Below are 15,577 nucleotides of genomic sequence, written 5' to 3' on the forward strand. Positions count from 1 at the left end.
ATGAATATTTATAGTAAAGTGACATTATCAGTCATTTTAGTTATCACCATTTTGATATCCTTTGTCTTTTACTATTTCAATAAAGAAGACAATCCTGATAAAGATACACTATTCGAAAATAAAATTGCAGATCATAAATTCTCTGGCAGTAGTAAAAAATATGGTGTAGCATCAAATAACCCTATTGCCACACGTGTCGGAAATAAAATTATTGAAGATGGTGGTAATGCAGTAGATGCGGCTGTAGGTGTTTCCTATGCATTAGCAGTAACGGAACCACACTCATCAGGATTAGGTGGCGGTGGTGCCACACTTACATACAATGGTAATGATGGTGAAGAACCTAAGATGTATGAATATAAAACATTGTCTTCTTATAATTATAAGAAAGGCGATGAAATGGGTACGCCAGGATTCGTTAGAGGTATGCATGATATGCATCAACGTGAAGGTAAAATGGACGAGAAGAAAATATTCAGTTATATTGTGCCATTAGCCGAAGATGGTTTCGAAGTGGATTCAGAATTGGAACGTAGTTTAAAAATTTATGGATCAGATATCGACCGTAATTCTCCATTCTTTAAAGGAAAACGTACGGTACGTGAAGGTGATGTGGTGAAACAACCTGCATTAGCTAAAACAATTAAAGGTATTAGAGATAAAGGGCCTGATTATTTTTATAAAGACATCGCTAAAAGTATATCTAAACAAGTCGATAGTGAATTAACTGAAAAAGACTTTTCAACATTTAAAACTGAAGAAAAACGACCTGTAGCAACCAAATATTTCAATAACACAATCTACTCTGCTTCAAACCCTTTAGGTGGTGCTTTAATGTTACAAGGATTGAAAATTGATGAAAGTGCCAATTCGAGCAATGATAGAGCAGATTACATTAATGGTATTGTTAAATCACGTGATGTAATGTATCGAAATAGGGATATCGTTAATGGTCAAGAAGCAAATAGTGATTCACATTTATCAGAAGACTATTTATTAGATAACTTAAATAATGTTAACAGTGGTGGCAATGAAACGAACAGTGACTTTGATACGTCACTTGATACTACGAGTACAACGCATTTCGTAGTGATTGATAAGAATGGTAAAGTCGCTAGTACAACGAATACATTATCTAGTTTCTTTGGCGCAGGTAAATTTATGAAGCAAGGCTTCTATATGAACAACTCGTTAACAAACTTCTCAAGTGATCCGAATAGTCCAAACTATGGTGATAAACATAAAGCACCACGTTCATATACGTCACCATCGATTGTTGTTGGACCAGATTTCTATATGGGTATTGGTACACCAGGCGGAAACAAAATTCCTACGATTTTAAACGAAGTACTTATTGACTACCTTAGAGGAAATGGTACCTTACAAGAATCTATTGATAAACCACGTTTCTATAATGATGGTGGTACGATTTATTATGAAAATGCAACGAGCGATGAAGATATTAATATCTTCAAGAGTATGGGCTACGGCGTTCAAGAAAAACGTAATGACGCTAACTTTGGTAGTGTTCAAGGCGCCATTTATAATAAAAATGATCAAACGGTTGAAATTGGCCAAGATGTGGGTAATAGATAATTGTGATCTATTAGAAAAAGCATCGTAAGCAATTGGTTCCAAAACGTTTGATAGTTTAGTATCAATGTGCATGTGTTGGCTAAACTGAGAAGCAATGTATATCAACATAATCGATGTTTAGTCATTATTATGGGGGTGGGACAATGAATTCAAAGTGAATTCTGTTCCACCCTTGCTTCATTTTTTATTGAAAAAGATTTTAAATCTTAGTTTACTATTGAAAATATCAGCAGAATCGATATGATAAATATAAAGGTTTTGAATTTAATTTAAAATTTATATAAAATAAAAAGATATTGAATTGCTTACTTAATATGTAAGGAAATGTGCGCTTACAATTGATTGATAAAGGTGGAATGGTTGTGGAAGACGTAGTATTAGGAATTGACTTGGGTACCAGTGCAGTTAAAATCATTGCGGTTAATCGACAGGGTGAAGTGATTGCTTCGACAAGTGAACCTTTAACCTTGATACAAAGCCGTGCTGGCTATAGTGAACAAGATCCAAATGAATGGTTTGAAGCGGTGAAACAAGGGATTAAACGTATAAATCAAGCACCTGAAATGGCAAATTATAGTGTTAAAGGGCTATCATTTTCAGGGCAAATGCATGGCTTAGTGCCTCTAGATAGCAATCATCAACCAGTACGTCACGCGATTCTTTGGAATGACACACGCAACTCCGAACAATGTATGCAAATCAAAGACATATATGGAGAAAGATTAAATGGCAATCCAATACTTGAAGGGTTTACGTTACCTAAGATGCTTTGGATGAAACAACATGAGCCATCATTATGGGAACAAGTGAGTGTCTTCGTATTGCCTAAGGACTATGTGCGTTATTGTTTAACAGGCCAAATCCATATGGAATATTCAGATGCGGCGAGTACACTATTATTAAGTCCAAAAACACATGATTGGACTAAAGATGTTGGTGAACGTTTAGGTATTGGAGATATTTACCCACCTTTAGTGCGTTCGACAGAAGCGGTTGGCGAAGTACGCTCAGAACTAGTGGAAACACTTGGTTTTAAATCACCTGTGAAAGTTTATGCTGGTGGGGGAGATAATGCCTGTGGCGCAATTGGAGCGGGTATCATCAATGGTAATGATACGCTTTGTAGTATCGGAACTTCTGGTGTTGTCCTTAATGTAGAAAGTGAAGGTTATACTGAATACACTAACAATATCCATTTCTTTGATCATAGTGTGCCTCAAACATTTTATGCTATGGGTGTGACGTTAGCTGCGGGTTACAGTTTAAATTGGCTTAAACAAACCTTCTTTGAACAGGATAGCTTTGATGATATTGTTCAACAAGCCAGTACGTCAGCCATTGGCGCTAACCATTTATTATTTGCACCATATTTGGCAGGTGAACGTACACCACATGGAGATGCATTTATACGTGGCAGTTTTATTGGTATTAATGGCAGCCATAAGAAAGCGGATTTTGCGAGAGCAGTGCTAGAAGGTATTACCTTCTCATTATATGACTCTATACAATTAATGCGAGAAGCAGGTAAGACGATAACGCATATCACTTCAATCGGTGGCGGTGCCAAAAGTTCATTTTGGTTACAAATGCAAGCAGATATTTTCAATGCGACGATCAGAAAATTGAAACATGAAGAAGGGCCAAGTATGGGCGCGGCGATGATTGCAGCTTATGGATTGAACTGGTTTGATAGCTTTGATGCATGTGTTGAGAAATTTATTGATGTTGCTCAAACCTTTGAACCAGACGCTACAAGACACGCACAATATGAAGCATATTATAAAGTATACAAAGACATTTACCATCACACACATCAATTAACAGAAGCTTTATTAAAGATTGAAGATTAATCATTCAAATCGACAATTAGGATAGAACCAAATGAGCGTTAGCCTTTTAGGAGAGAACGCAATAAAAAGATGATAAGAAGCAATACTACAAGCCAAGCAAGTTGGGCGTGGAACAATGAATTCATAACAAATTCTGCTCCACGCCCGTTTATTGTGCTAAAAACTTAATAATTTAAATTTTACAATTTTTTCATTTGTGAGCAGTTTGTTATGTAACTATAAATTGACACGTTAAAGTGGATATATAACAAAATAAATGTGTACAATTTAACTAATTATTACAAATATTAGTGTTGCCTTGAAAAGGATTACAAAGGTAGTTTTAGCGGTGTAAAATAACTAAAATTATTTAGATTTTTTCAAAAGATTTCAAATTAAAAATATTTTATCCTCAAAAAGTCTCTTAATGTGATTTATTTCACAAATTTACATTTTTGTCACTGAATAAGTCTTGAAATCGTTTTCTAGAGGGTGTAGTATGACTATGGTTCTTAAATAAATTGAAAGAGGTTTTGGGGAATGAATATTATTTTAGGAGTGGGTACACTCGTATTAGTGCTTATCGTTATGACGCTATTCTTAAACTTTGCGCCATACGGTAAACAAGGACTACAAGCATTATCAGGAGCTGCTTGTGCGACTTTCTTACCACAAGCATTCCTAAGTTACGCTATTGGTGGCGTATTCCATATTGAATTTTTACAAACTATAGGAGACTTAGCAGGAAGTCTTGCAGGTGTTGCAGTTGGTATCTTAACTTGTTTGAAAATGGGTATCTCACCTGTATTTGCAGTCATTGTTGGTCTCGTATTACATGACTTTAAATTATTACCAGCATTTATCGCAGCGTACCTTATTTCATTCGGTATTAAATTTATCGAGAAAAAAGTACCAGAAGGCTTGGACTTAATTGCTGTGATTTTAATTGCTCCAGCAGTTGTATTTGGTTTAGCAACAGCTATTAGCCCAGGGGTTATGGCTGTATTACATCAAATCGGTGGCGCAGTTACATCAGTAGGAGACAGCAATCCATACGCATTAGCAGTTATTTTAGGATTAGTTATTCCTGTAACGGGTATGACACCACTAAGTTCAATGGTATTAACTAGTTTATTAGGACTAACTGGTATACCAATGGCTATCGGTGCATTAACATGTACAGGTTCATCATTTGTTAACTATGTATTATTCAGCAGACTTAATATTGGTGGAAGTAAATCAAAAGCATTCGCAGTATTTGTTGAACCATTAACACAAATTGATTTAATTGCAAAATACCCTCTACAACTATATGGTACAAACGCAATTATCGGTGTAGTAAACGCATGTATCGTAACATTTAGTGGACTTGTTATCGGTGTTAAAGGTATGGCAACACCAATTGCAGGTGCAATCGTGTTATTCGGATTTAACGATGCTACAAAATCAATTATCACAATCATTACAGTTGCAGTTGTAAGTGTTATCTTAGCATTTATCTTCAGTACATTAATTAAAAAATTCAACCTAATGGACATGAGTATTAAATTGCCTAGTAAACAGAAACAACCTAAGGAGAGTGTTTAATTATGGCTACTAAAAAAAGCTACGATTATCAAAGCGCATTTGATATTATTGGGCCTGTCATGATGGGACCTTCAAGTTCTCATACAGCAGGAGCAGTTAAAATTGGTAATGCTGCATATGCAGTATTAGGTGGCGTACAGCCAGATAAACTCACAATTCATTATTACGAATCCTTTGCGCAAACACATCAAGGACACGGTACGGATTTAGCCATCGTTGGTGGTGCAATGGGTTACAGCACTTTTGATAGTCGTATTAAAAGTTCATTAGCAATTGCTAAAGACCAAAATATCGAAGTGAACATTATTGAAGAAGAAGGCGACAGTATTGGTGAACATCCTAACTGTGCGTATCTTGTTGCAGAAGGTAATGGACGTCACATTGAAGTCATTGGGAATTCAATCGGTGGCGGTACAATTAAATTAAAACGCATTAGCGTCGAAGGTCTAGACATTGATTTTAACTATGGTTTACCTATCTTAGAAATGGATGGGGCGGCAAATAAATCAGAAGTTAATCATTTTATCAATGATGTAAGTGAACTTGGTGCTGACATAAAAGAAGAAATGACACAAACGGGCGATAATTTCAGTTTAGCAGTATTACCACTAAACAAGGCATTATCTGAATCAACGTTAGATCAAATTAAAGAAAAATATAGTCACTTAAATATATCCTATATTAAATAGAGGGGGATTAAAGATGTTTGATTCAATTAGAGAAACAATAGACTACGCAGTCGAAAATAAAATGTCTTTTGCAGATATTATGATCCAAGAAGAGATGGAACTTTCAGGTAAAACACGTGACGAAGTTAGAGAAACAATGAAACAGAACTTAGACGTCATGAGAGATGCTGTAGTTAAAGGATCAACTGGCGAAGGCGTTAAAAGTGTAACAGGTTATACTGGTCAAGATGCGATTAAACTTGCTAAATATAATGAAAATAATCATGCTTTATCAGGCCATGAAATGGTTGAAGCAGTGAAAGGCGCCGTTGCTACTAACGAAGTAAACGCAGCAATGGGTATCATTTGTGCAACACCAACAGCTGGCTCCTCCGGAACGATTCCGGGCGTATTATTTAAATTAGAAAAAACACATGACCTTACAGAAGAACAAATGATAGATTTCTTATTCGTTTCATCATTATTTGGTCGCGTTGTTGCTAATAACGCAAGTGTTGCAGGTGCTACAGGTGGTTGCCAAGCAGAAGTTGGTTCAGCTTCAGCAATGGCTGCAGCTGCTGCGGTATCCATCTTTGGTGGTGAACCTGAAGCATCTGGTCACGCAATGGCACTAGCGATCAGTAACTTACTTGGTCTAGTATGTGACCCAGTAGCTGGTTTAGTTGAAATTCCATGTGTAATGCGTAACGCAATTGGTTCTGGTAACGCATTAATCTCTGCTGACTTAGCATTAGCTGGTGTTGAAAGTAGAATTCCAGTGGATGAAGTTATCGAAGCAATGGATAAAGTAGGACGTGGCTTACCAGCTGAATTAAGAGAAACAGGACTTGGTGGTTTAGCAGGTACACCAACTGGTGAAGCAATCAAACGTAAAATCTTTGGTGAAGCAGAAGTGAATAGCTTCTCATAAGCCCACCATGGTTATAAGTCATTCTTGAATGTCTGTGAGGCATTTGAGGATGGCTTTTTTTATTTAGTCATAGGTGTGTCATGTAAACGATTTAAAATTGCATACATTTATCAGAAAATTAAAAAAGTTATTGCAAAATTTCACCAATACAGATAAAATAACTCAAAAGGGGATGATGATATGCTAAGGTTATGTATCATCTTTTTTGTATTCGTGATTAACACAACTATCACACAATTATGGACTGTCGAGGGAACATGGGAGAATCTCTTACTACAATCAATGTCATTAAGTATGATTATTGTATTCCTATTTTATTATGTGGGTTTTGTGATTGCGGAGAAAAAGAGGAAACAAATAGAAACGTTATTTAAGAAGGAAATCTTTCATGAGAAAGAAGACCTTTTTGAAAAAGACGATAAAAGAAAAGTAAGTGAGTAAAGGCACTGAACCCCTTAAATGGGAACTTAATAAAAACACTATGCTCTAGGCTGCTAATTCTCTGTATTTTACAGGGGATAAGTAGCCTAGTTTTTGTTGAATTCGATTATTATTATAGTTTTTAATGTACTTTTCGACAATATCTATTACAATGTGATTAGGGCTATTAAGCTCATTGTTTATGTAGAAAGTTTCAGACTTTAGTGAGGAATGGAAACTTTCTATCGGGGCGTTATCGGCAGGTGTTCCCTTTCGGGACATACTTCTGATAATGCCTTTTTCTTCGCATAATTGATAATAAGCATAGGATGTATAAACACTACCTTGATCACTATGTAATATACAATCCTCAGGTATATCGATCTGATTTAATGTATCATTAACTAAACTTTGGTCTTGTTTATCACCTATTTTATACGCTACAATTTCTCCGTTATAAATATCCATTATCGAAGATAAATACAACATAGAATGACCAAATGGTAAATAAGTAATATCGGTTGTTAATACTTCCATGGGACGACTCGCTTTAAATTGTCTTTGTAATAAATTGTCTGTTTTATAATATGGTTTACCTATTCTTGTCGTCTTTTTAGGTCTAACTCGGCAGTTCAATTGATGCTCCTGCATAATTCTCTGTACTCTCTTATGATTAATTGGTGATGTATAACACTGATTAATCAAAGCTGTAATCTTACGATAACCGTATGTATAGTGATTAGCTTCACATAATTCAATGACTTTTTGTGTTACGGTATCATTTTTATGGGTTTTGTTTTTCCATCGGTAATATGTTGATTTAGATATGTTTAATACTTCTAGTATCAATTTGATTGAATATTTTACTTTTAATTGCTCCACTAAATCTATGATTACTGCTGGTACCACTTCCTTTCCAATTCCTTGTACTTTTTTAAAATATCCAATTCTATATCTTTTCTCTTATTTTCTAATTTTAATCGTTCTACTTCTGATAATTCCTCTAATCCTTTACCGTAGGTATATTGTTTTCCAATGTGTTGTGAAAATCTATAACTTTCATCATTTCGATACCATCGCCACCAAGTTTCCACTTGTGTTCTATTTTTAATATTTAATTCTTTCATAATTTCTTTTGTCGAAAAACCAGCTATTTTCATTTCAACTGCTTTATACTTTGTTTCTACTGAATAAGATACTCTTTTCATAGAAAAAACACCTCCGTATGATTCATTTTAATATGAATTCAACGAAAGTGTTTTTATATAATTCCCACTAATTGGGGTCAGCCCATAAAAGGGGCTCACTTACTTTTCTTTTATTTTGCATGTAAATCATATTGGTAAAATGCTAGGTCTAACCATTGATTAAATTTGTAGCCAACATTCGTAATGGTCCCTGCATGTTTAAAGTTAAACTTCTTATGTAATTGGATGCTACTGTTATTCGATGCATCGATACCGGCTACAATGGTACGATAATTCTTCGATCTCGCATCGTCAATAAGATGTTGTAGTAATTGGGAAGCAATGCCTTTGCCACGATTCGATTGATCAACATAGATTGAATGTTCAATAGAATATAAATAGGCAGGCCAATTTCTAAACTGACCATAAGTCGCAAAACCCACGGCTTTACCTTCATATTCAAATACAAATATTGGTTCTTGTGCTTGATGTTTTGCGTCAAACCAAGCTTTTCGTTCATCTAGCGTTTGGACATCATAAGTATAAACGGCTGTTGAATGTAATATTGCGTCATTATAAATAGCTAAGATTGCCGGTAAATCTTCAAGTACTGCTTCTCTAATCATTATGGCACCTACTTTTTCAAAGTTTGTTTCAGTTTATAGCGAGAATTGTTTTATTGCAACTGTATGTCATTAAATATGACACGATGAATTAAATTAAACTTATGAAGTAAAAATGATATACTATGACCTAAGAAAGTACGTTAAAGGAGTAACATATAATGAAGAATTGGATCAATCGATTGATGACAATCATTGGGGTCATCCTCATTTTAATAGCAATATATTTATTTGCTAAGCCACACATTGATAATTATTTACATGAAAAAGACAACGACAACAAAATTGAACAATATGATAAAAATGATAAGTCAAATAGTAAGCAAACGCCGACAATTCCTAAAGACAAATCTAAAATGGCTGGTTATATTTCAGTACCAGATGCAGAAATTAAAGAACCTGTTTACCCTGGTCCCGCGACACCAGAACAGTTAAATCGCGGTGTAAGCTTTGCTGAAGAGGATGAGTCACTAAGTGATCAGAATATTTCTATTGCTGGTCACACATTTACCGATCGACCACATTACCAATTCACTAACTTAAAAGCAGCTAAAAAAGGGAGTAAGGTTTACTTTAAAATAGGGAATGAAACACGAGAATATAAAATGACAAGTATCCGTGATGTAAATCCAGACCAAGTGGAAGTCCTTAATGAACATAAAGGCGAGAAGAATCAATTAACATTAATCACTTGTGATGACTATAATGAACAAACTGGCGTTTGGGAAAAGCGTAAAATATTTGTTGCGAAACAAGTGAAATAATGAATTACCTTAAAAGCTAAAACATTAAGGTGTTTGGATTTAAGCATTACTTAAATTTAGAAACGTAAGTTAATCGGAGTGAAACAGTACATTCATTAAGGATTCTGTTTCACTCTTTTTAATTTAGCTATCAAAATGAAGGGCGTTATTTTTAGCGTTTGTATACAATTTCAGAATGTGAATATAGTTTCATCATGAAAGCGTAAACTTCAACCTTAAAGAGATGACAGATATAATAAATATGAATACAACGGACTAGGGGGAGTACACATGGTTAAAGCAATAGCAGTAGACATGGATGGCACGTTTTTAGATTCAAATAAGCATTATGATAAAGACCGTTTTGAGAAGATCTTCAAAGCATTAAAAGAACGTAATATAGAATTCATAGCCGCAAGTGGCAATCAATTTGCGAAACTAAAATCTATATTTGGCGAAAGAGATATGTTCTTTATTTCTGAAAATGGTGCAGTGATCTATAAAGGAAATACGCTATACAATTATCGTAGCTTTAATACATCGAATTACAAAGCAGTGGTTGATTATTTAAATATTGAGCGAAACATTAAAGAATTTATAGTTTGTGGATTGAAAAGTGCCTATATATTGAAAGACACGAGTGAAGCTTTTAAGAAAGATGCCCATTTCTACTATCACCAGTTAGAGGAAATTGATTCTTTTCAACCTTTGCCAGAAGATGAATATGTCAAAATTGCATTAAATATTAATCGAGACACGCATTCAACATTAGATGAGGATCTAGAAGAGAAATTTAGCGACATCATTAAACTCGTATCTAGTGGACATGATAGTATTGATATTATTATGCCAAACATGACAAAAGGCCAAGCACTTCAGCGCTTGTTAAAAGCGTGGGATATGTCTGCTTCTGATTTGATGGCATTTGGAGATGCGAACAATGATAAAGATATGCTTGAATTAGCTGAGCACAGCTATGTTATGGCTAATAGTCATGATGAAACATTATTTGAAATCGCAAAAGCAGTCGCACCTAGCAATGATGAACAAGGTGTCTTACAAGTGATAGAACAAGAAGTATTGAAATAACTAAAAAAATCAGGAGAATACGCAACTTTAAGCGTTCTCCTGATTTTTATTTATTAAACACATATCTTAGTTTAATTGAGTTTCACATTTACCAGTATTAATAACTGATAATGCTGCGTTTAATCCGCCTTCAACTAAATTTCTCACAGCTTCATCAGAGAAGAATGCGATATGTGGAGTGACCAAAATACTTTCATGTTCAATTAATTCTAATAAAGTTTCATCTTTGATGTCTTTACCAGTCCAGTCATAAGTGAAGTAGTCTGCTTCGTTTTCGTAAGTATCAATAGCAGCACCGTATAATGTACCATCGTTAACTGCTTTAATTAATTCTGGTGTATCAATAACAGCACCACGAGCCGCATTTACTAATACTGCACCTTTTTTCACTTTTGCGAACATATCAGCATCGAATAAGTGGAAACTTTCTTTGTTTGCTGGTACGTGTAATGAAATGATATCTGCATCAGCAATTGCTTCTTCAACTGAATCTTTATATTCTAAGAAGTCTAAAGAATTGTTAGGGTATGCATCGTAACCTACTACTTTAGCTCCGAAACCAGCATAAATTTTACCAGTTGCAGCACCGATACGTCCTGTACCGATAATCGCTACTGTCATATTTTTAACAGGTGTAGACATGATAGGCGCAGCCCATTTGAAATTATGTTCTTGAACACGTTTTTCAATTGCAGGGAAACGACGTACTAATTGTAAAGCGATAGACACTGAATATTCAGCAATTGTTTCTGGTGAGTAGCTAGGTACATTTGAAATGATGATGCCGTGTTTTTTAGCTAATTCTAAATCATACATGTCGAAACCAGCAGTACGTTGAGCAATTTGTTTAATTCCATATTCTTCAAGTTTTGGATAAACAGATTCTGCTAATTTACCAAATTGCATTGTAGTGACACCATCGAAACCTTTAGCTAAATCAACTGTATCTTCACTTAAGATTTCTTCAGTTGTAACAACTTCAACATTGTTTGCTTTACCCCAGTTTAAAGCGTCATTTTTCTCGTAGTCACGAGTTCCATAAAACATAATTTTTGTCATTTTAATAACCTCACTTCATTTTGTATGAATTTATAATTAATAAATAAGTTTTCCTAAGTTGTCTATAGAAATGTGAATTATTAATAGGAATAATGATTTGAAACATCTCTATTACTTAACTTACAAATATATTATATTGTGAATTTATTCACAAATCAATAGGGAAATTGAAATTTATTTTTCAATTGTTAAAAATTTCACATAAAAATAGTAAATTTTCATTTATTTTTAATTGATGACAATTGTAAGCGTATAACTTTAGGCTAAAGGAAACGTCTTATATAATCAAATTAGTATAATCTAAGGAGGAAATATTTTATGAGTTCGATGCAAGATACAATCCTAAACGCGTTTAATTTCAGACATGCAACGAAGGAATTTGATCCAGAGAAACATGTGAGCGATTCAGATTTTCATACAATATTGGAAACGGGGCGCTTATCACCAAGTTCATTAGGGTTAGAACCTTGGCGTTTTATTGTTCTAGAGGATGAAGATTTAAAAGAGAAATTAAAACCTTATAGTTGGGGTGCACAAAAGCAACTCAGCACTGCTAGTCGTTTTGTTATTATTCTTGCACGCAAAAATGTGACTGCTGACTCAGACTATGTGCAACATATCGTTCGAGGTATCAAAAAATATGAAGAAAGTACGATTCCAGCAGTAGAAGACAAATACAATGACTTCCAAACAAGTTTCCATATTAACGATAACGAGAGAACATTGTTAGATTGGGCAAGTAAGCAAACGTATATTGCTTTAGCTAATATGATGACATCTGCAGCATTATTAGGTATTGATTCATGTCCTATGGAAGGATTTGATTTAGATAAAGTTACTGAAATTTTAGCTGAAGAACAAGTTATAGATACAGAACAGTTTGCGCCATCTGTAATGGTTGCGTTTGGCTATCGTAAACATGATCCTAAAGCTAAAGTACGTCAACCAGCCGATGATGTCATCAAATGGGTTTAATGAAGTATAAAGAGAGCGTCTTGGACATCAATCAATGTCTCAGACGCTCTCTGTTATTAATGTTTAACTACTTACAAATATGGAAATGAAATACAAGCAAGTTAGTGTATTTAAAAATTTAAATAAGGTAAAATAGCATTAGCTTTAAGCAAGCGCTTACATTTGATGTAAACACAACGCACATATGTTTTTCATAAATATTTATAAAGGGATGATGAAAAATGACAAAAGTAAACGTTAAAGATTTCTTAGAGGAACAATACGGTTTATTTATCAACGGTGAATTTCAAGCAAGTGAAAGTGGAGACACATTAACTGTAACTAACCCCGCTAATGGTGAAGATTTAGCTAAAGTAGCCAAAGCAAGTAAATCTGATGTTGATAAAGCAGTTAAAGCTGCGCAAGATGCTTTTGACAGTTGGAGTAAAACATCTAAAGAAGAACGTGCGGATTATTTATTAGAAATTAGTCGTCGAATTCACGAAAAGGTTGAACACTTCGCGACAATTGAATCACTTCAAAATGGTAAGCCTTATCGAGAAACATCAACAATTGATGTGCCATTAACAGCTAATCAATTTAAATATTTCGCAAGTGTATTAACGACTGATGAAGGTTCAGTCAATGAAATTGATGACAATACAATGAGTTTAGTGATCAATGAACCAGTTGGTGTCGTTGGTGCTGTCGTTGCATGGAACTTCCCAATTCTGTTAGCTTCTTGGAAACTAGCGCCAGCATTAGCTGCAGGTAATACGATTGTAATCCAACCGTCGTCTTCAACACCTTTATCATTAATTGAACTTGCAAAAATTTTCCAAGACGTATTACCTAAAGGTGTTGTGAACATCTTAACAGGTAAAGGTTCTGAATCAGGTGACGCGATTTTCAATCATGAAGGTGTTAATAAATTATCATTCACAGGTTCTACGGATGTAGGTTATGGTGTTGCTAAAGCAGGTGCTGAACGCATTGTACCAACAACATTAGAACTCGGTGGTAAAAGTGCAAATATCATTTTTGATGATGCTAATTTAGATCTAGTGATTGAAGGCGTTCAATTAGGTATCTTATTTAACCAAGGTGAGGTTTGTAGTGCAGGCTCACGTTTATTAGTCCAATCATCAATTTATGATAAAGTAATGCCGAAACTTAAAGAAGCGTTTGAAAATATTAAAGTAGGCGACCCATTCGATGAAGATGTCAAAATGAGTGCGCAAACAGGTCCAGAACAACTTGAAAAAATTGAAAGTTACGTTAAAATTGCCGAAGAAGATAGCAATGCCAACATCTTAACAGGTGGTCATCGCTTAACTGACAATGGACGTGATAAAGGATATTTCTTCGAACCAACAATTATTGAAATTAACGACAATAGCCATCAATTGGCACAAGAAGAAATTTTCGGACCAGTTGTCGTTGTTGAGAAATTCGAAGATGAAGCAGAAGCAATCCAAATTGCGAACGATTCTGAATATGGTTTAGCAGGTGGTATCTTCACGACAAATATTAATCGTGCACTAAACGTGGCTAAATCGATAAGAACAGGTCGTATTTGGATTAATACGTACAATCAATTCCCAGCTGGAGCACCATTCGGCGGTTACAAAAAATCAGGTATTGGTCGAGAAATTTATAAAGATGCAATCAAAAACTATCAACAAGTTAAAAATATCTTTATCGATACAAGTAATGAAACTAAAGGCTTATACTAAGTTAATACGTATATCAGTTACAAACTGAATCAGGGCTATCTGCAAAGTCAAAGACTTTGTGGATAGCTTTTTTATACATTTACACTTCTTTATAATAGAAATACGTTATAATACAATTTAAGTCTTTAAAATTTATATTTTACAAAAGGAAAAATGATGAAAAAAATAATTGTATTATTCATGAGCTTTATCGTGCTCGTCGTCGCAATCAGTGGTTGCTCACCAAAAGAGGGCAAACGTTCAAACGATTATAAACCAGAAACGATAAATGTTGAATTTGTACCTTCACAAAATGCAAAGACATTAGATGCTAAAGTTAAACCATTACAACAACTGTTATCAAAGGAATTAGGCATTCCTGTGAAGGTACATATAGCAACTAACTATAATACGATGGTAGAAGCGTTAAAATCAAAAAAAGTAGATGTAGCCTTTATTTCACCTGTGTCTTATACAATCGCGCATGACCAAGGTGCTGCAGATGTACTATTAAAATCTAAAGGCTATTTGGTAGATGATAAAGGACATCCAACTTCGAAATTGGTCGACTACTATCGTTCACAAATTGTAGTACGTCAAAATAGTCATTTACAGACGTTAGAAGATTTAAAAGGAAAGAAGGTAGGGTTACAAGATCCAGAATCTACGTCTGGATATATTTATCCTATGGCTAGCTTAAAAAAGGTACATATCCATCAAAATGACATTACAATTGCTCAAATCAAAGGTCATGATCAAGCATTGATAGCATTGTTAAATGGTGATGTCGATGCCGTAGCAACATATCAGGATGCACGTGCAGATTTAAAACGTGATTACCCAAATATCTATAAAGATACTAAAGTGATTTATAGAACGGAAAAAATACCTAATGATACGATTTCAGTGCGTAGTGATATGGATCAACAATGGAAAACAAAAATCAGTAACGCATTTTTAGAGATAAGTAAAACAAAGAAAGGTCAAACAATACTGACAGATATTTATGGACATCAAGGCTATGAGAAAGCGAAAGATAGCGATTTTGACACAGTAAGAAAGTATCGCAAGCTTGTTGAAGAATAAAAAATAAGGGAGCGGGACAGAATTATTTTTGAATTCGTCGTAACCCCAACTTGCTTAGCTTGTAAAATCACTTTCGTGATTTTTTGTGTT

The 15,577-nt window shown here is 34.5% G+C and carries 13 protein-coding genes and 1 pseudogene; 11 read left to right on the top strand and 3 right to left on the bottom strand.

Features of this window, described 5'->3' with window-relative positions:
• From JVV30_RS03730 to JVV30_RS13200, 6 genes and pseudogenes are all read left to right on the top strand, one after another.
• On the top strand, positions 1 to 1,596 hold the full coding sequence (locus JVV30_RS03730) for a gamma-glutamyltransferase (protein ID WP_204193415.1): 1,596 nt from the start codon (positions 1 to 3) through the stop codon (positions 1,594 to 1,596).
• A 356-nt stretch (positions 1,597 to 1,952) separates the two neighbouring features.
• A complete protein-coding gene (xylB, locus tag JVV30_RS03735) occupies positions 1,953 to 3,446 on the top strand; it encodes a xylulokinase (protein WP_176747941.1) in 1,494 nt (497 codons plus the stop codon).
• A gap of 519 nt (positions 3,447 to 3,965) precedes the next feature.
• Positions 3,966 to 5,012, top strand: a complete 1,047-nt coding sequence (locus JVV30_RS03740) for a PTS sugar transporter subunit IIC (RefSeq protein WP_053028818.1) — start codon at positions 3,966 to 3,968, stop codon at positions 5,010 to 5,012.
• A gap of 2 nt (positions 5,013 to 5,014) precedes the next feature.
• Positions 5,015 to 5,701, top strand: coding sequence for a serine dehydratase beta chain (locus JVV30_RS03745; RefSeq protein WP_053028817.1), 687 nt, complete (start codon positions 5,015 to 5,017; stop codon positions 5,699 to 5,701).
• A gap of 13 nt (positions 5,702 to 5,714) precedes the next feature.
• Positions 5,715 to 6,611 (top strand): L-serine ammonia-lyase, iron-sulfur-dependent, subunit alpha, encoded by an 897-nt coding sequence (gene sdaAA / locus JVV30_RS03750; protein ID WP_053028816.1) that lies wholly within the window; start codon positions 5,715 to 5,717, stop codon positions 6,609 to 6,611.
• Between the two features lie 180 nt (positions 6,612 to 6,791).
• Positions 6,792 to 6,959 (top strand): annotated as a pseudogene (locus tag JVV30_RS13200) (hypothetical protein); the annotation flags it as partial.
• A gap of 138 nt (positions 6,960 to 7,097) precedes the next feature.
• Here the strand turns inward: JVV30_RS13200 and JVV30_RS03755 are convergent.
• Positions 7,098 to 8,239 (bottom strand): IS3 family transposase gene (locus JVV30_RS03755; protein WP_204193419.1). Its coding sequence is split into 2 segments (ribosomal slippage): positions 7,098 to 7,969 and positions 7,969 to 8,239, totalling 1,143 coding nucleotides; the frame shifts between segments, so codons are not numbered across the junction.
• A 110-nt stretch (positions 8,240 to 8,349) separates the two neighbouring features.
• On the bottom strand, positions 8,350 to 8,844 hold the full coding sequence (locus JVV30_RS03760) for a GNAT family N-acetyltransferase (protein WP_053028812.1): 495 nt from the start codon (positions 8,842 to 8,844) through the stop codon (positions 8,350 to 8,352).
• A gap of 158 nt (positions 8,845 to 9,002) precedes the next feature.
• On the opposite strand from JVV30_RS03760, the gene srtA reads away from it, so the two are divergent.
• Together srtA and JVV30_RS03770 are read left to right on the top strand one after the other, a co-directional pair.
• Positions 9,003 to 9,605, top strand: a complete 603-nt coding sequence (srtA, locus tag JVV30_RS03765; RefSeq protein ID WP_193838949.1) for a class A sortase SrtA — start codon at positions 9,003 to 9,005, stop codon at positions 9,603 to 9,605.
• A 270-nt stretch (positions 9,606 to 9,875) separates the two neighbouring features.
• Positions 9,876 to 10,673 carry a Cof-type HAD-IIB family hydrolase gene (locus JVV30_RS03770; protein WP_053028808.1) on the top strand — a complete coding sequence of 266 codons (798 nt, stop codon included), beginning with the start codon at positions 9,876 to 9,878 and terminating at the stop codon, positions 10,671 to 10,673.
• Positions 10,674 to 10,739: 66 nt separating this feature from the next.
• Here JVV30_RS03770 and JVV30_RS03775 read toward each other — a convergent pair whose 3' ends face one another.
• Entirely contained in the window at positions 10,740 to 11,732 is a 993-nt protein-coding gene (locus tag JVV30_RS03775; protein ID WP_053028806.1) for a D-lactate dehydrogenase, read from the bottom strand.
• Positions 11,733 to 12,050: 318 nt separating this feature from the next.
• Here JVV30_RS03775 and JVV30_RS03780 point away from each other — a divergent pair, with 318 nt between their 5' ends.
• From JVV30_RS03780 to JVV30_RS03790, 3 genes are all read left to right on the top strand, one after another.
• On the top strand, positions 12,051 to 12,707 hold the full coding sequence (locus JVV30_RS03780) for an NAD(P)H-dependent oxidoreductase (protein ID WP_204193421.1): 657 nt from the start codon (positions 12,051 to 12,053) through the stop codon (positions 12,705 to 12,707).
• Positions 12,708 to 12,928: 221 nt separating this feature from the next.
• Positions 12,929 to 14,422: an aldehyde dehydrogenase family protein gene (locus JVV30_RS03785; RefSeq protein ID WP_204193422.1), complete on the top strand. Its 1,494-nt coding sequence runs from the start codon at positions 12,929 to 12,931 to the stop codon at positions 14,420 to 14,422.
• Positions 14,423 to 14,578: 156 nt separating this feature from the next.
• Complete coding sequence (locus tag JVV30_RS03790) at positions 14,579 to 15,487, top strand: phosphate/phosphite/phosphonate ABC transporter substrate-binding protein (RefSeq protein ID WP_204193423.1); 909 nt, start codon at positions 14,579 to 14,581, stop codon at positions 15,485 to 15,487.
• Positions 15,488 to 15,577: the final 90 nt, after the last annotated feature.

Origin of the sequence: Staphylococcus sp. GDY8P47P (assembly GCF_016892225.1) — a bacterium.
In the GTDB taxonomy this organism is placed as follows: domain Bacteria; phylum Bacillota; class Bacilli; order Staphylococcales; family Staphylococcaceae; genus Staphylococcus; species Staphylococcus borealis.